Source organism: Pseudoclavibacter sp. RFBI5 (genome assembly GCF_002931395.1).
Classification (GTDB): domain Bacteria; phylum Actinomycetota; class Actinomycetes; order Actinomycetales; family Microbacteriaceae; genus Pseudoclavibacter.
This window is the reverse complement of sequence record NZ_PSYA01000008.1, coordinates 137,212-152,994: the sequence shown is the minus strand read 5'-3', so window position 1 is coordinate 152,994 and position 15,783 is coordinate 137,212. Positions and strand designations below refer to the sequence as shown.

Annotated in this window: 13 protein-coding genes; 3 read left to right on the top strand and 10 right to left on the bottom strand. The window is 68.6% G+C overall.

What is annotated here, in order from left to right; translation table 11 throughout:
- Nucleotides 1-170: 170 nt before the first annotated feature.
- From tyrS to argC, 8 genes are all read right to left on the bottom strand, one after another.
- The gene (gene tyrS / locus C5E06_RS06685) at nucleotides 171-1,475 is read right to left on the bottom strand and encodes a tyrosine--tRNA ligase (protein WP_104306376.1); all 1,305 of its coding nucleotides are present in this window, start codon (nucleotides 1,473-1,475) and stop codon (nucleotides 171-173) included.
- A 28-nt stretch (nucleotides 1,476-1,503) separates the two neighbouring features.
- A complete protein-coding gene (locus C5E06_RS06680; protein ID WP_104306375.1) occupies nucleotides 1,504-2,145 on the bottom strand; it encodes a DNA-3-methyladenine glycosylase in 642 nt (213 codons plus the stop codon).
- Between the two features lie 8 nt (nucleotides 2,146-2,153).
- Nucleotides 2,154-3,587: an argininosuccinate lyase gene (argH, locus tag C5E06_RS06675; protein WP_104240907.1), complete on the bottom strand. Its 1,434-nt coding sequence runs from the start codon at nucleotides 3,585-3,587 to the stop codon at nucleotides 2,154-2,156.
- A gap of 2 nt (nucleotides 3,588-3,589) precedes the next feature.
- Nucleotides 3,590-4,789, bottom strand: coding sequence for an argininosuccinate synthase (locus C5E06_RS06670; RefSeq protein ID WP_104240906.1), 1,200 nt, complete (start codon nucleotides 4,787-4,789; stop codon nucleotides 3,590-3,592).
- A gap of 55 nt (nucleotides 4,790-4,844) precedes the next feature.
- The gene (gene argF, locus C5E06_RS06665) at nucleotides 4,845-5,774 is read right to left on the bottom strand and encodes an ornithine carbamoyltransferase (RefSeq protein ID WP_104240905.1); all 930 of its coding nucleotides are present in this window, start codon (nucleotides 5,772-5,774) and stop codon (nucleotides 4,845-4,847) included.
- Nucleotides 5,775-5,844: 70 nt separating this feature from the next.
- A complete protein-coding gene (argB, locus tag C5E06_RS06660) occupies nucleotides 5,845-6,735 on the bottom strand; it encodes an acetylglutamate kinase (RefSeq protein WP_104240904.1) in 891 nt (296 codons plus the stop codon).
- Nucleotides 6,736-6,822: 87 nt separating this feature from the next.
- Entirely contained in the window at nucleotides 6,823-7,986 is a 1,164-nt protein-coding gene (gene argJ, locus C5E06_RS06655) for a bifunctional glutamate N-acetyltransferase/amino-acid acetyltransferase ArgJ (protein ID WP_104240903.1), read from the bottom strand.
- Complete coding sequence (gene argC, locus C5E06_RS06650) at nucleotides 7,983-9,032, bottom strand: N-acetyl-gamma-glutamyl-phosphate reductase (protein ID WP_104240902.1); 1,050 nt, start codon at nucleotides 9,030-9,032, stop codon at nucleotides 7,983-7,985. The genes argJ and argC overlap by 4 nt, the downstream gene beginning before the upstream one ends.
- A 245-nt stretch (nucleotides 9,033-9,277) precedes the next feature.
- Here argC and C5E06_RS06645 point away from each other — a divergent pair, with 245 nt between their 5' ends.
- Nucleotides 9,278-10,549 (top strand): SufS family cysteine desulfurase, encoded by a 1,272-nt coding sequence (locus tag C5E06_RS06645; protein ID WP_104306385.1) that lies wholly within the window; start codon nucleotides 9,278-9,280, stop codon nucleotides 10,547-10,549.
- Nucleotides 10,546-11,001, top strand: a complete 456-nt coding sequence (gene sufU / locus C5E06_RS06640; RefSeq protein ID WP_104306374.1) for a Fe-S cluster assembly sulfur transfer protein SufU — start codon at nucleotides 10,546-10,548, stop codon at nucleotides 10,999-11,001. The genes C5E06_RS06645 and sufU overlap by 4 nt, the downstream gene beginning before the upstream one ends.
- 99 nt (nucleotides 11,002-11,100) lie before the next feature.
- Here sufU and pheT read toward each other — a convergent pair whose 3' ends face one another.
- Nucleotides 11,101-13,668, bottom strand: a complete 2,568-nt coding sequence (pheT, locus tag C5E06_RS06635; protein ID WP_104306373.1) for a phenylalanine--tRNA ligase subunit beta — start codon at nucleotides 13,666-13,668, stop codon at nucleotides 11,101-11,103.
- Between the two features lie 43 nt (nucleotides 13,669-13,711).
- A complete protein-coding gene (gene pheS / locus C5E06_RS06630; RefSeq protein ID WP_104240899.1) occupies nucleotides 13,712-14,758 on the bottom strand; it encodes a phenylalanine--tRNA ligase subunit alpha in 1,047 nt (348 codons plus the stop codon).
- Nucleotides 14,759-15,032: 274 nt separating this feature from the next.
- Here pheS and C5E06_RS06625 point away from each other — a divergent pair, with 274 nt between their 5' ends.
- A complete protein-coding gene (locus C5E06_RS06625) occupies nucleotides 15,033-15,782 on the top strand; it encodes an amino acid ABC transporter ATP-binding protein (RefSeq protein WP_104240898.1) in 750 nt (249 codons plus the stop codon).
- Nucleotide 15,783: the final 1 nt, after the last annotated feature.

Genomic DNA, 15,783 nt, shown 5'->3' with positions numbered 1-15,783 from the left:
CTTGCAAGAACAAGTGGCAGATGCTGATCTTTCTTTCGGACTGTCCGGCCCGTGCGACCCGCTCTCGCGTTTCGCTCCGTTGGCCTGACGAGTGATTACTTTACGCAGGGCGGGGTCGGCGCACAACTCAGGGCGCATCCCGGGCGTGTCGATGCATGCCCGCTCCCCCGTCAGGCCCGGAAAACCAGGCCAGCGAGGGTCTTCTTGCCCCGACGCAGGACTGCGACGCCGCCGGCCAGCGCTGCTGATGCACTCACGATCGAAGCCTCGTCGGCAACCCGCTCGTTGTTGAGCGAGACGCCGCCCTGGGATATCCCGCGACGCGCGTCGCCGAGGCTCTTCGCGAGCCCGGTGTCGACAAGAGCCTGAGCGACCAGCGTTCCATCGGCAACCTCCGCGTTCGGGAGCTCGAGAATCGCAGAGCGAAGCGTGTCTCCATCGAGCGCGGTGAGCTCCCCCTGTCCGAAGAGGGCGGCCGAGGCCGCGATGACTGCGTCGGTCGCCTCCTGTCCATGCACCAGCGACGTCACCTTCGAGGCAAGCGTCTTCTGGGCGACGCGCTTGAACGGCTCGTCTGCGACGAGCTTCTCGAGCTCCGCGATCTCGGCGCGCGTCAGGAACGTGAAGATCTTGATCCGCGCGATGACATCGGCGTCGTCCGTGTTGAGCCAGAACTGGTAGAAGGCGTACGGGCTCGTGAGGTCGGCATCGATCCAGATCGCGTTGCCCTCGCTCTTGCCGAACTTCGTCCCATCCGAGTTCGTGATGAGCGGTGTTCCGAGCGCGTGGACGCTCGCACCCTCGGTACGCCGAATGAGATCGACGCCGGAGGTCAGGTTCCCCCACTGATCGCTGCCACCCGTCTGCAGCACGCAGCCGTAGTTCCGGTGCAGCTCCAGGAAGTCGATCGCCTGCAGGATCTGGTAGCTGAACTCCGTGTACGAGATGCCGGCCTCGGAGTTCAGTCGCGCAGAGACGGCATCCTTCTTGAGCATGGAGCCGACGCGGAAGTGCTTGCCGATCTCCCGCAGGAAGTCGATCGCCGAGAGCGGCGCCGTCCAGTCGAGGTTGTTCACCATGCGCGCCGCGTTGTCGCCCTCGAACGACAGGTAGCCGTCGATCTGTCCGCGCAGCCCCTCGACCCATTCCGCGACGGTCTCTCGCGAGTTGAGCGTGCGCTCGGCCGTGGGACGGGGGTCGCCGATGAGTCCCGTCGACCCGCCGACGAGGCCGAGCGGCTTGTGGCCCGCGAGCTGCAGTCGACGGAGGAGGATCAGCTGCACGAGGTGCCCGAGGTGGAGACTCGGGGCGGTCGGATCGAAACCGCAGTAGTACGTGATCGGCCCCTCGTCCATCCGCGCCTTCAGCTCGGCCAGATCGGTCGAGACGTGGATGAACCCGCGCCACTCGAGTTCGTCGATGACATGCTCGAAGGTGGTGTCGTTCTGCTGGGTCGTCAGATCACGCGTAGTCACCGGGCAACCGTATCAAGCACCTGCCGCCTCAGCGCCGCCCCGCGCGGAGCGACTTGTGCGCGATATAGCGCGAAACGGACGGGTCTCCGTCGATCCAGAAGCGCCAGTCGAACGGCAGAGCACCACCGGGAGCGCCCACGCCGACGCGGAGCCCGCGCACCACAGCCCCTCTGCTGGAGCGTTCGCCCGAAACCAACGCGAACGGCGCCTCATCGAGCCGGGCACCGTCATCGCCGAAGGTCGCGCCGAGGGCCCTGACCAGGTTCCCGGGCCCACGAGCCAGCTCGTGGTCGCGCACGGGTGTCCCGGAACGGCGCCCCGCACCGCGGCGGGCTCTCGCGAGTTCGACGCCGTCGACCACTTCGCCTGCCCTCAGGAGCACTGCGGATGAGGTGCCCGACTCCCCCGCCACGACATTGATGCACGTGTGGAGCCCGTAGATGCGATACGCGTAGACGTGACCTGCCGGCCCGAACATCGTGGCGTTCCTCGCCGTCCGACCCCGGAAGCCATGCGACCCGGGATCCCCGGAGCCGGCATACGCCTCCACCTCGGTGAGGCGCACCGAGACCGTGCCGTCCGGGGCCGAACGCGAAAGGACCGCCCCCAGCAGCGCGTCTGCTGCCGAGAGCGGTCCCTCGAGAAGGGCCGCGCGGAAATCGTCATCCACGCGGACACCTAGGATGTGAGCTTTGCCAGCCGCTCGCGGAGCTCGACGATCTGCTCAGCGACGCGGACAGGTGCCGTACCGCCCCTGCCATCGCGAGTTGCCACGGACCCGTCGACCGAGAGCACCTCGCGCACCTCCGGCGACAGGTGCTCGGACACGGCCGAGATCTCCTCGTCGGTCAAGCCATCGAGGTCGACGCCCTTGGACTCCGCTGCCTGCACCATGGAGCCGGACACCTCGTGCGCGATGCGGAAGGGGACCTGCCGCTTCACCAGCCACTCGGCGACATCCGTCGCGAGCGAGAAGCCCTGCGGTGCGAGTTCGCGCATGCGCTCACCGTGGAAGGTGAGCGTCGCGACCATGCCGGTGAAGGCGGGGAGCACCAGCTCGAGCGTCTCGACGGAGTCGAAGATCGGCTCCTTGTCCTCCTGCAGGTCCCGGTTGTACGCAAGCGGGAGTGCCTTGAGCGTCGCGAGGAGGCCAGCCAGGTTGCCGATGAGGCGACCTGCCTTGCCGCGCGCGAGCTCCGCGATGTCGGGGTTCTTCTTCTGCGGCATGATGCTGGACCCGGTCGAGTACGCGTCGTGCAACGTGACGAAGCCGAACTCCTTCGTGTTCCAGAGGATGATCTCCTCCGAGAAGCGCGACAGGTCGATGCCGATCTGCGCCGCGATGAACGCGAACTCCGCGACCAGGTCACGACTCGCCGTCGCGTCGATCGAGTTCGGGGATGAGGATGCGAAGCCCAGCTCGCGTGCGACGCGGACCGCATCGAGACCGAGGGTGGAGCCCGCGAGGGCCCCTCCGCCGTAGGGCGACTCGTCCAGCCGGCGATCGAAGTCGCGCAGGCGGTCCAGGTCTCGAAGGAGCGGCCATGCGTGAGCGAGCAGGTGGTGCGAGAGCAGCACCGGCTGCGCGTGCTGCAGGTGCGTGCGCCCCGGCATGATGACCTGGATGTTCTGCTCCGCCTGCTGGGCGAGGACCTCGACGAGCGTCTCGACCTGCTCCGCGATGATCGCGCTGTGATCGCGAAGGTACATGCGCACGAACGTCGCGATCTGGTCGTTGCGGCTGCGACCAGCTCGCAGCTTGCCGCCCAGCTCCGGACCCGCGATCTCGATCAGACCGCGCTCCAGGGCGCCGTGCACGTCCTCGTCGTCGTCGGCCGCCACGAACTCGGCGGACACGACGCGACGTTCGAGCTCGGTCAGCGCGTCCAGCATGCCCGAGAGCTCGGCGTCATCGAGGTATCCCGCCGCCGCGAGCGCACCAGCGTGCGCTCGCGAGCCGGCGATGTCGTACTTCGCGAGCTGCCAGTCGAAGTGCGTCGACTTGGACAGCCGCGCGAGCTCCGGGGACGGCCCGTCGCTGAAGCGACCGCCCCAGAGAGCTCCCGGCGTGGTCACTCCCCCGGACTTCGAGGCGCCCTCGGATGCAGCCATGCTCAGAGTTCCGGCTTGTCGCGGCGAGCCGAGATCTTCGACGGAAGGCTCCACAGCTCGATGAATCCCTTGGCGTGCGACTGGTCGAACGTGTCGCCGGTGTCGTAGGTCGCGAGGCTGTAGTCGTAGAGCGACTCATCCGAACGGCGGCCGGTGACGACCGCGCGACCGCCGTGCAGCGTCATGCGCACCTCGCCGGAGACGTGCTCCTGCGTGTGGTTGATGAACGCGTCCAGCGACCGCTTGAGACCGGAGAACCAGAGCCCGTCGTAGACCAGGTTCGACCACTCGGCCTCGATCCCGCGCTTGAAACGGGCGACGTCGCGCTCGATCGTCAGGTCCTCGAGGTGCTCGTGCGCCTCGATGAGGGCCAGCCCGGCCGGGGACTCGTAGATCTCACGGCTCTTGATGCCGACGAGGCGGTCCTCGACGACGTCGATGCGGCCGACGCCCTGGTCGCCAGCGAGCTTGTTCATGAGCTCGACGACCTGGATGGGCGTCAGCGATTCCCCGTTGATCTTCACCGGGACGCCCTGCTCGAACGTCACCGTGACCTCGGTGGGCTCACGCGTCAGGTCAGGATCCTGCGTGTACGTGTAGAGGTCCTCGATCGGCGGGTTCCACGGGTCCTCGAGGAACCCGGTCTCGACGGCGCGACCCCAGACGTTCTGGTCGATCGAGTACGGGCTCTTCTTCGACTGCTCGATGGGCAGGTTGTGCTCCTGCGCGTACACGATGGCCTTGTCGCGAGTGAGCGCGAGGTCGCGCACGGGTGCGATCGAGGTGAGCTCCGGTGCGACAGCCGCGACCGCCGCTTCGAAGCGGACCTGGTCGTTGCCCTTGCCGGTGCAGCCGTGCGCGATCGAGTCTGCGCCGAGCTCGCGAGCGGTCTTCGCGAGGTGCTTCGCGATGAGCGGGCGGGACAGCGCGGAGACGAGCGGGTAGCGCTTCTGGTAGAGGGCGTTCGCCTTGAGCGCCGGGACGATGTAGTCGCTCGCGAACTCCTCGCGCGCGTCGACGACAACCGATTCGACAGCGCCGCAGTCGAGCGCTCGCTGTCGCACCTGCTCCATGTCCTCACCGGCCTGGCCGACGTCGATCGCGAGAGCGACCACGTCCTTGCCGGTGGCATCCTTCAGCCATCCGATGCCGACGGAGGTATCGAGACCTCCGGAGTATGCGAGAACGACGCGTTCCGTCATCAATGCTCCTAGCGTTTGAGTCGTGTGTTCAGTCTATGTGGGGTGGATGCGCGGGTCAGGCCGCGGCCTTGGCGAGAAGCCAGACGAGCAGCGCCTTCTGGGCGTGGAGGCGGTTCTCCGCCTCATCCCAGATGACCGACTGCGGGCCGTCGATGACGGCTCCGTCGACCTCGTACCCGCGGTCTGCCGGCAGGCAGTGCAGGAAGATCGCGCCAGTGGCGGCGTTCGCCATCGTGGCCTCGGTGACTCGGTAGGCGCTGAGCGCGTCGATGCGGGACTGCTTCTCGTCCTCGCGGCCCATCGAGACCCAGGTGTCGGTCACGACGACGTCTGCCCCCGCGACCAGCGTGTCGATGTCGTCGCCGACCACCACGGAGCCACCCGTCTCGGCGGCGATGCGCTCGGCATCGGCGACGACGTCGGGGCGCGGCTGGAAGCCGACGGGGGCGGCGATGCGAACGTGCATGCCCGCCGTGGCGCAGGCGAGCAGGTAGGAATGCCCCATGTTGCTCTCGCCGTCGCCGAGGAACACCAGCGTGCGGCCGGCTGGGTCGCCGAGGTGCTCGTTGACGGTGAGCAGGTCGGCGAGCAGCTGGCACGGGTGGAAGTCGTCGCTCAGCGCGTTCACGACCGGCACGAGCGCTCCGTTGGCCATCTCCTCCAGGCCGCTCTGCGCATAGGTCCGCCAGACGATGGCTGCGACCTGGCGCTCGAGGACTCTGGCGGTGTCGGACGCCGTCTCCTTGCCGCCGAGCTGACTGGAGGCGGTCGAGATGATGAGCGGCGAGCCACCGAGCTCGGAGATGCCGACGTGGAACGAGACACGCGTGCGCGTCGAGGTCTTGTCGAAGATCACTGCCACGCTGCGCGGGCCCTCGAGCGGACGTGCTGAGAAGCGGTCGCGCTTGAGCACTGCAGCGAGCTCGAGCACCTCGCGCTGCTCGGCGGGGGTCAGGTCGTCGTCGCGGAGGAAGTGGCGAATCACGGTTTGGCCTTTCGGTGGGTGGAGCGGCGAAGTCGAATCATCGGGCGCTGAGCGGGCAGGTGCACGTGCCTCACGCGGAGACCTTGGTGCCGAAGCCCTCGGTGGTGAAGATCTCCAGCAGCATCGAATGCGGGACACGGCCATCGATGATGGCGGCCTGGTCGACGCCACCCTCGACCGCCTCGATGCAGGCCTGCACCTTCGGGATCATGCCAGCAGAGAGCGTCGGCAGCAGGGCGCGCAGCTCGTCGAGCTTGATCTCCGAGATGAGCGAGTCGAGGTCGGGCCAGTCGCCGTAGAGTCCCGCGACGTCGGTCAGCATGATGAGCTTCGCCGCGCCGAGCGCCTGCGCGAGGGCGGAGGCGGCCCGGTCTGCGTTGATGTTGAGCGCCTTGCGGGGCGAGTCGATGTCGCTCGCGATCGAGGAGATGACGGGGATGCGACCGGCCGCGATATCCGCCTTCACGACCGTGGGGTCGACCGTCTCGATCTCGCCCACGAAGCCGAGGTCGACGGTCTCGCCGTCGATGAGGAGCTTCTTCCGCCGCGCCTGGAAGAGGCCGGCGTCTTCGCCGCTCGTCGCGACGGCGATCGGGGCCCGCTCGTTGATCGCGGCTACGAGCTCCCTGGCGACCTGCCCGCCGAGCACCATGCGGACGATATCCATGGCCTCCTCGCTCGTGACGCGGTAGCCGCCCCTGAACTCGCTCTCGATGCGCAGCTTGCCGAGCATCCGCGAGATGTGAGGTCCGCCGCCGTGCACGATGACCGGCTTGATGCCGGCGTAGCGGAGGAAGGCGATATCCGACGCGAACGCCTCGAAGAGCTCGGCGTCGACCATGGCGTTGCCGCCGAACTTGATGACGAGAACCCGCCCGGCGAACTCCTGCATCCAGGGAAGGGCCTCGATGAGGGTCTCGACCTTGGAGGTCGCCTTCTCGTACAGGTCAGAAGTGGTCATGCTGCCCCTTTCGGGCCGGTCAGAAACCGTCGGGCTGGTCGGGCAGACGCTCGGCGGCTGCCCCGCCTCGCGGGAGTCGCTCGCTCGTCAGGACGAGTAGGCGCTGTTCTCATGCACGTAGTCGTGCGTCAGATCGTTGGTCAGGATGGTCGCTTCGCTCACGCCGGCGTGCAGATCGATGAGCACGCTCGTGTCCCGAGGCGTCAGGTCGACCAGGTCCGCGGACTCGTGGGGCGTCCCCGCCCGGCAGACCATGACCCCGTTGATCGTGACATCGAGCGCCTGGGGGTCGAACTCGGCGTCGGTCGTGCCGACGGCGGCCAGGACGCGTCCCCAGTTCGGGTCGTTGCCGAAGATGGCGGCCTTGAAGAGATTCGAGCGGGCGACCGCCCGGGACGCGTCGAGCGCATCCTGCTCCGTCGCGGCCCCGATCGTCGTGATCGTCACGTCGTGGCTGGCGCCTTCCGCGTCCTGCTGCAACTGACGGGCGAGGTCGGCGCAGACCTCGGTGAGCACTGTCGTGAAGGCCGCCTCGTCCGGGGTGACGCCGCTCGCCCCAGAAGCCATGAGCGTCACCTGGTCGTTGGTGGACATGCAGCCGTCGGAGTCGACGCGGTCGAAGGTGACCCGGGTCGCGGCGCGGAGTGCCCGGTCCAGCGCCCCGGACTCGAGGTCGGCGTCGGTCGTGATGACGACGAGCATCGTCGCGAGTCCTGGAGCGAGCATGCCTGCCCCCTTGGCCATCGCGCCGATGACGTACCCGTCGCCGTCGCGGACCGAGCGCTTCGGCTTCGAGTCGGTCGTCATGATGGCCAGCGAGGCCTCATCCCCCGCCTCGACCGTCGCTGCCAGCGAATCGGCCGTGAGCTCGACCCCGCGCAGCACGCCGTCGCGGAAGCTCTGGTCGCCCACCCCGATGAGGCCGGTCGAGCAGACGAGCACGTCGCCCGCGCCGATGCCGAGCTTCGCGGCGACGGCCTCGGCCGTCTGGTGCGTGGTCTGGAACCCGAAGGACCCCGTGTAGCAGTTGGCGCCGCCCGAGTTCAGGACGATGGCCGAGATCGAGCCGCCCCTGATGGCCTCCTGGGACCAGAGGATCGGGTTCGCCTTGCAGCGGTTGCTCGTGAAGACCGCGGCGCAGGCCGCGCTCGGCCCGTCGTTGACGACGAGGGCGACGTCTCGACGCCCTTCTGACTTGATGCCTGCCGCGGCTCCTGCCGCGCGGAAACCTGCTGCTGCGGTCACACTCACGGTGCCACTCCGTCCAAGGGAAGACCGAGGGCCTCTTCGAGACCCAGGGCGATGTTCGCTGACTGCACCGCGGCGCCCGCGGTGCCCTTGCCGAGGTTGTCGATCGCCGCGACCGCCACGAAGCGGCCTGCGCGCTCGTCGATGCCGATGCCGATCGAGGCCCGGTTGGAGCCGGTCACGTCGCCCGTGCGCGGCCATTCGCCGTCGGGCAGGAGCTGCACGAACCGCTCAGCCCCGTAGGACTCCTCGTAGGCGGCGCGGAGCTGCGCCGCGTCGACGCCCGCTTCGAGGCGCGCCGTCGTGGTCGCCAGGATGCCGCGTGCCATCGGCACCAGCACTGGCGTGAACGCGAGGCTGACCTCGGCGCCGGCTGCGCGGCGGAGGTTCTGACGCACCTCGGGGTTGTGCCGGTGCTCCCCGGTCACTGCGTAGGGGTTCGCCGAGCCGATGAGCTCGGAGCCGAGCAGCGAGACGGCCGCCTTCTTGCCGGCACCGGACGGGCCGACGGCGAGAACCGCCGTGAGGTCGAGGGGATGCACGAGCCCGCGGTGCATGGCGGGTGCGAGTGCGAGCGTGATCGCCGTGACATTGCAGCCGGGAACAGCGACCCGCGAAGCGCCTCGGAGGTTCGAGCGCTGCTTGTCGGGCGCTCCAGCGAGCTCGAGCTCCGGGAGCCCGTACGCCCAGGTGCCGAAGAAGTCGCCACCGTAGTACTCGGCCCAGTCTTCCTCGCGCTCCAGACGGTGGTCGGCGCCGCAGTCGATGACCAGCGTGTCGTCGCCGAGCTCGGCGGAGATCGCGCCGGACGCGCCGTGCGGCAGCGCCAGGAACACGACGTCGTGGCCGGACAGCACGTCGGCGGTCGTTGGCTCGAGGACCAGGTCCGCGTAGCTCGCAAGGTGAGGGTGCACGCGCAGCAGCCGCTCACCCGCATTCGCGTGCGCGGTGACGGTGCGGACCTCGAGTTCGGGGTGCGAGGCGAGAATGCGCAGGAGTTCCCCACCCGCGTACCCGCTCGCCCCAGCTACTGCAACGGAGAAAGCCATGCCGTTCATCCTAGGCCGTGCCACCCCCGCGCGAGTCCGGCCGGCGCGGGCAGACCAGCCCTCGAGCGACGCAGACGGGAATGCGGCGGGCAGCGAGCTCGTTGCACTCGTAGGCTTGACAGGCTGAGACCGTCGACACTCGAGCGTCCGCGGTGCGAGGCCAACGAGAGGACGACGTGACACTGAACACCGAAGACGCAGCTTCATCACTCCAGAGCAGCGCAGCACCCGAGGGTGTCCACGCCCTGAGCGACGCCAGGGTGCTCGAGCTCCGACAGGATTTCCCGATCCTGGATCAAGAGGTGAACGGCACCCCCCTCGTCTACCTCGACTCCGGCGCGACCTCGCAGCGGCCGACTCAGGTCCTCGACGCTGAGCGCCGCTTCCTCGAGACCGAGAACGCCGCCGTGCACCGAGGAGCGCACACGCTCGCCGCGCTCTCGACCGTCGCGTTCGAGGACGCCCGTGAGACCGTCGCGGGCTTCGTCGGCGCGGCACCCGAGCAGATCTCCTGGACCCTCAACGCCACCGACGCGATCAACCTCGTGACGGGCGGCATCCGCATCGCCAGCGCGGGCAGAGGCGGCCCCCGAGCAGAGCGGCTCGCGATCGGCGAGGGCGACGAGATCCTCATCACGGAGGCAGAGCACCACGCCAACCTCGTGCCATGGCAGCAGCTCGCCCTGGACACGGGAGCGACGCTCGTCTACGTCCCGGTGAACGACCGGGGCACGTGGAGCGTCGACGATGCCGCAGCTCTCATCTCGAAGCGAACCAAGGTCTTCGCCTTCGCGCACGTCTCCAATGTGACCGGGCTCATCGCCGACGCGAAGCGCCTCACCGAGCTCGCGCACGAGGCCGGCGCCATCGTGGTCCTCGACGCCTGCCAGTCGGTGCCGCACCTGCCGGTCAGCTTCCCGGCGCTCGGCGTCGACTTCGCGGCGTTCTCTGGCCACAAGATGCTCGGCCCCAACGGCGTCGGAGTGCTGTACGGCCGCGCCGAGATGCTGGATGCCCTGCCGCCTGCGCGCACGGGCGGATCGATGATCAGCACCGTCACGATGGAGGCCAGCGACTTCATGGCGCCCCCGACGCGCTTCGAAGCCGGCACGCAACCCGTCTCGCAGGTCGTCGCCCTCGCCGAAGCCGTCCGCTACCTCGAAGGGGTCGGCATGGAGGCGGTGGCCGCCCACGAGGCCGAGATGGGCCAGCTCCTCCTCGGGGGCCTCGCAGGCATCCCAGGGATCCGCACGATCGGGGACGAGGTGGGCACCCCGCGCGCCGGGCTCGTGAGCTTCGAGGTGGAGGGGGTCCATTCGCACGACGTGACCCAGTTCCTCGACTCGAAGGGCATCGCGGTCCGCGGCGGGCACCACTGCGCGCAGCCGCTGCACCGCCGACTCGGGCTCACCGCGTCGACCCGCGCGAGCAGCTACCTGTACACGACGCGAGAGGACGTCGACCGACTGCTCTTCGCGGTCGGCCAGGTCCGCGCCTGGTTCGGGGTCGACGCATGAGCGCCCTCGACGGCCTCTACCAGCAGCTCATCCTCGAGCATTCCAAGAAGCGAACGGGCGATGGTCCGCTGCCAGACGCCGACGCCGAGCACTTCGAGCGCAACCCGAGCTGCGGCGACGAGATCACGGTCCGGGTCAAACTGGATGCTGATGGAACAGGGCTCTCCGAGCTCGCGTGGCAGGGCGATGGCTGCAGCATCTCGATGGCCTCCGCGTCCGTGCTCAGCGAGCTCGCCGTCGGCAAGTCGACGGCGCAGATTGAAGAACTCGTCGCCGCTTTCCGTCTGATGCTCCGAACTCGCGACGGCTCCGAGCCGGACGAGGATCTGCTCGAAGACGCCGTCGCCTTCCAGGGCGTCTCCAAGTTCGTGATGCGAGTCAAGTGCGCCATGCTCGCCTGGGTCGCCCTCGAGGCGAGCCTCAAGGAGGCTTCGGTGGCCCGCCAGAGCTGACCCCGGTCCGGGATCGGGTCGCCGTCGCCGCGCAGCCGAGCCGCAGGACACAGAATCGCCCGGCCCCAATGGGGCCGGGCGATTCGCGTCAGGGTGAGCTCAGGCGCGCATGGTGGCGCCGAAGCGCTCGGACGCCAACGCCGCGCCGGCTTCCTTGGCCTCGCTCGCCTCGGAGGCCGTCAGCGTGCGGTCCGTCGCCCGGAACCGGAGCGCGAACGTCAGGCTCTTCTGCCCGTCCTCGAGCCCGGTCCCCCGGTAGTCGTCGACGATCGTCAGCTGCTCGAGCAGCGCACCAGCACCCTCGGTGACGGCGGCAGAGACCTCAGCGGCCGGGACCGCCTCGGCCACGACGAGGCTCAGATCCTGCGTAGCTGCGGGGAAGGTCGAGATGGGCGCTGGAAGCACCTCTCTCCGAGCGAGCTCGATGACCGCATCGAGGTCGACCTCGAACGCAGCGACCACGCGAGGCAGGTCGGCAGCCTCGGCGATGTCCGGGTGCACCTCGCCGGCGTAGCCGACAACCACCTCGGCAGCTCCGTGGCTCAGGTACAGTTCAGCGCACCGGCCAGGGTGGAAGGCCCTGTGGGCACCCTGTCGCACCTGGATCTCCGCACCGGTCGCCAAGCCGAGCTGGGCGACGAGCTCGAGCGCGTCCTCCCACGACGCCGCAGTCGGCGCGTGCCCCGGGCGCTTCGGCTCGCGGTGACCGAGCACGATGCCGGCGGCGTGCCGCGGCTGCGGCGGGAGCCCAGCCTCCAGCTCCGCGATGCGCTCAGCCGTCGGCCGCACTGCGACCGCGGGAACCTCGTCCACGCCGTAGACCACGCCGGACTCTGGCTTGAAGACCGTTCCCGTCTCGAAGATCGCGAGGTCGGTGAGACCACGCGAGACGTTGCGGTGCGCGATCGTGAGCAGACCGGGCAGCAGACTCGTGCGGAGCCACGCGGCGCGCGGGTCCAGTGGGTTGGCGAGCTTCACAGCCGCCACCTCGCCCGCATCCGCCCGACCGAACGTGACCGTGTCCGTCTCCGCGACGAACGGGTAGCTCTGCACCTCGACAGCCCCGGACGCGGCCAGCACGTCGGCAGCCGCGCGGCGAAGGCGCTGCTCGCGGGTGAGCCCCCGACCCGGAGGCGCGACGGGAAGCCGCGACGGGATGCGCTCGAAGTCGCACAGGCGCCCGATCTCCTCGACGAGGGTGACCGGCTCGGTGAGATCCCCGCGCCAGCTCGGCACCGTCACGCCGAGGAGCCCGTCGGCCTCCTCCCAGACCTCGCAGCCGACGGCACGCAGCGCGCCGATCGTCTCGTCGAGCGTGTAGTCGACGCCCATGATCTTCGAGGCGGCATCGACGGGCAGCGTCAGCGACTCCGGGGCCGGGATCTGCTCGTGCACGCTGCCGGCACGCACCACGCGGCCGCCTGCATGCTCGATGAGCAGCTCCGCGACACGAGCGGCTGCCGGCTGAGCGACGCGAGGGTCGACACGGCGCTCGAAGCGACGCGAGGCCTCGCTCGGCAGCTTGTGGCGGCGCGCGGTGCGCGCGATCGAGATGGGCGAGAACGACGCCGCCTCGATGTAGACGTTCTTCGTCTCGCTGCTGAGCTCGGTCTCCGCTCCCCCCATGACACCAGCGAGCCCGATCGGGCCGCGGTCGTCGGTGATGAGGATGTCCTCGGCGCTGAGCGTGCGCTCCTTGCCGTCGAGGGTCGTGAGCTGCTCGCCCTCGCGCGCACGGCGCACGTGGATGGCGCCGCGCAGCTTGTCGAGGTCGTAGCCGTGGATCGGCTGACCGAGCTCGAGCATGACGTAGTTCGTGATGTCGATCGCGATGCCGAGCGGGCGGATCCCCGCGAGCCGGAGCCGCTGGGACATCCACGTCGGGGTCGCCGCCGTCGCGTTGATGCCCTCGACCACGAGGCCGATGAAGACCGGTGCCATGGGCTGGTCCCGCACGGACGCGTCGTCGTCGATCGTGACCTTGACGCGGACGTCCTGAGCATCCGCGGCGATGCCCTCGCCGAGGAGAGCCTCGAGCTGGGGCCGGAGCGCGGGGTCGGTGAAGGCCACGCCCGTCGCGTTCGAGTACTCGCGGACGAGCCCGCGGATGGACATCGCGTATCCGCGATCGGGGGTGACATTGACCTCGACCGCCTGCTCGGTGAGGCCGAGCAGCTCGATGGCGTCGGTGCCGGGGGCCGCGCTCACGCCGAACCGCGAGAGCACGATGATGCCGTCATGGTCATCGCCCATCCCGAGTTCAGACTGGGAGGCGATCATGCCGTCGGAGACGTGACCGTAGGTCTTCCGCGCCGCGATCGCGAAGTCTCCGGGAAGGACCGCTCCCGGGAGCGTGACGACGACCGAGTCGCCGACACCGAAGTTGTGTGCGCCGCAGACGATGCCACGCACGTCCGCGCCGCCGTCTGCGGCGAGCTGTCCTTCTGGCGCGACGCGCACCTGGCACCAGTTGATGGTCTTGCCGTTCGACTGCGGCTCCGGCTCGGCCGAGAGCACCTCGCCGACCACGATCGGACCCTGCAGCTGGGTGCCGTGCACGGCTTCGTCTTCGAGCCCGACGCGCACGAAGGCGTCGAGCACCGACGCGGGAGAGGCCGAGGCCGGGATCTCCGCGTACTCACGGAGCCAAGAGAGTGGAGCGCGCATCAGATGTGACTTTCGTTGAGAGGAGCAGAGGGAGCACGCACGGCTAGATCACCATTCCGAACTGGGTGCTGAAGCGGACGTCGCCCTCGACCATGTCGCGCATGTCGGTCAGCGCGTTGCGGAACATGAGGGTGCGCTCGACGCCCATGCCGAAGGCGAAGCCCTGATACTCCTCAGGGTCGACGCCAGCGGCGAGCAGCACGTTGGGGTGCACCATGCCGCAGCCGCCCCACTCGATCCACCGCGGGCCGCCCTTCGCGCCGGGATGCCAGATGTCCATCTCGGCGCTCGGCTCCGTGAAGGGGAAGTAGTTGTTGCGCAGGCGGATGCGAGCCTCGTCGCCGAACATCGAGGTCGCGAAGTGCTCCAGCGTGCCGCGGAGGTGCGCCATCGTGAGGCCCTTGTCGATCGCGATGCCCTCGAACTGCGTGAAGACGGGCGTATGCGTCGCGTCCAGCTCGTCGGTGCGGTACGTGCGGCCGGGGGCCAGCACGTAGAGGGGGACGCCGCGCTCGACGAGCGAGCGCATCTGCACGGGAGACGTGTGCGTGCGCAGGACGAGGTGGCGGTCTGCCGGCTCGACGAAGAACGTGTCCTGCATGGCGCGGGCGGGATGGTCCGCGTCGAAGTTGAGCGAGTCGAAGTTGAACCACTCGCTCTCGAGCTCCGGGCCTTCCGCGATCTCCCACCCCATGCCGACGAAGATGTCGCTCACGCGGTCCTGCAGCACGGTGAGCGGATGCCTCGCTCCGGTCGCGCGTGCCGGCCGTGCGACGGTGACGTCGACGGCTTCTGCAGCGAGACGCTCGGAGGCCTCCGCAGCTGCCAGCTCGCTCTCGCGCTCGGCGAAGGCGGCGTTGACGCGGGTGCGGGCCTGCCCGATGAGCTGGCCCGCTTCCTTCTTGCTCTCCTTCGGCACGGCCCGCATGGCGGCGTTCAGCGATGCGATCGCAGAGCCCTCCGCCAGATGCTCGGCGCGCACGCGCTTGAGTGCTGTCAGGTCGGGCGCCGCGTCGATGGCGGCGAGCGCCGCTTCGACCGCGGAGCCGACGGCTTCCTGCGTGATGGGGTTCGATGAGGCGTCAGACACAAGTGTCGAGTTTAGCGAACCGCGTGCACAACGGCTCCAGCATGTGGAAACACGCTTTCTCACCCCGTGAGAGAGGCCGCCTCGACGACTCGGCGGGAATCTGCGTTCCTCTCGCGCGACGCCAGAGATCCGCGAGAATCCGGCGATCTTCCAGGCTCGCGGTGTACCCATGAGCACCGAAATCCTGGCAGGGAAGCACCGATCAGGTAACCATCTCGTTTCGAAAGCGAGAAATAGGCGACGACGGAGTCTGACGCTGTGGTGGAATCGCACCATGCAAAATCAGAGCGAGCACCTCGTCGTCGTAGACCACGTCGAGAAGCACTACGGTGAATTCCACGCCCTGAAGGACATCAACCTCAGCGTCGAGCGCGGTCAGGTCGTCGTCGTCATCGGACCGTCCGGTTCCGGCAAGTCGACCCTCTGCCGCACCATCAATCGACTCGAGACGATCACCTCGGGAGAGATCCGCATCGACGGGAAGGTGCTTCCCAAGGAAGGGAAGGCACTCGCCGCGTTGCGGGCCGACGTCGGGATGGTCTTCCAGTCCTTCAACCTCTTCGCCCACAAGACCATCCTCGAGAACGTCGCTCTCGGTCCCATCAAGGTCCGCAAGCTCTCGAGGGCTGACGCAGAGAAAGAGGCAAAGGCGCTTCTCGATCGAGTCGGCATCGGTCACCAGGCCGCGAAGTTCCCCGCGCAGCTGTCCGGTGGGCAGCAGCAGCGTGTCGCCATCGCGCGCGCCCTCGCGATGAAGCCGAAGGTCATGCTCTTCGACGAGCCCACGAGCGCGCTCGACCCCGAGATGATCAACGAGGTCCTGGACGTCATGGTCGATCTCGCCAAGGAGGGCATGACGATGATCGTCGTGACCCACGAGATGGGCTTCGCCCGCAAGGCGGCCGACCGGGTCGTCTTCATGGCCGACGGCCAGATCCTGGAAGACCAGTCGCCGGAGGACTTCTTCACGCATCCGAAGACCGACCGCGCCAAGGACTTCCTCTCCAAGCTCATCACCCACTGAT

Coding starts and splice junctions, on each gene's coding strand:
- argH (WP_104240907.1), bottom strand. CDS start 3,587: ATGGCTGCATCCGAGGGCGCCTCGAAGTCCGGGGGAGTGACCACGCCG.
- C5E06_RS06670 (WP_104240906.1), bottom strand. CDS start 4,789: ATGACGGAACGCGTCGTTCTCGCATACTCCGGAGGTCTCGATACCTCC.
- argB (WP_104240904.1), bottom strand. CDS start 6,735: ATGACCACTTCTGACCTGTACGAGAAGGCGACCTCCAAGGTCGAGACC.
- argC (WP_104240902.1), bottom strand. CDS start 9,032: ATGGCTTTCTCCGTTGCAGTAGCTGGGGCGAGCGGGTACGCGGGTGGG.
- sufU (WP_104306374.1), top strand. CDS start 10,546: ATGAGCGCCCTCGACGGCCTCTACCAGCAGCTCATCCTCGAGCATTCC.
- pheT (WP_104306373.1), bottom strand. CDS start 13,668: ATGCGCGCTCCACTCTCTTGGCTCCGTGAGTACGCGGAGATCCCGGCC.
- C5E06_RS06625 (WP_104240898.1), top strand. CDS start 15,033: ATGCAAAATCAGAGCGAGCACCTCGTCGTCGTAGACCACGTCGAGAAG.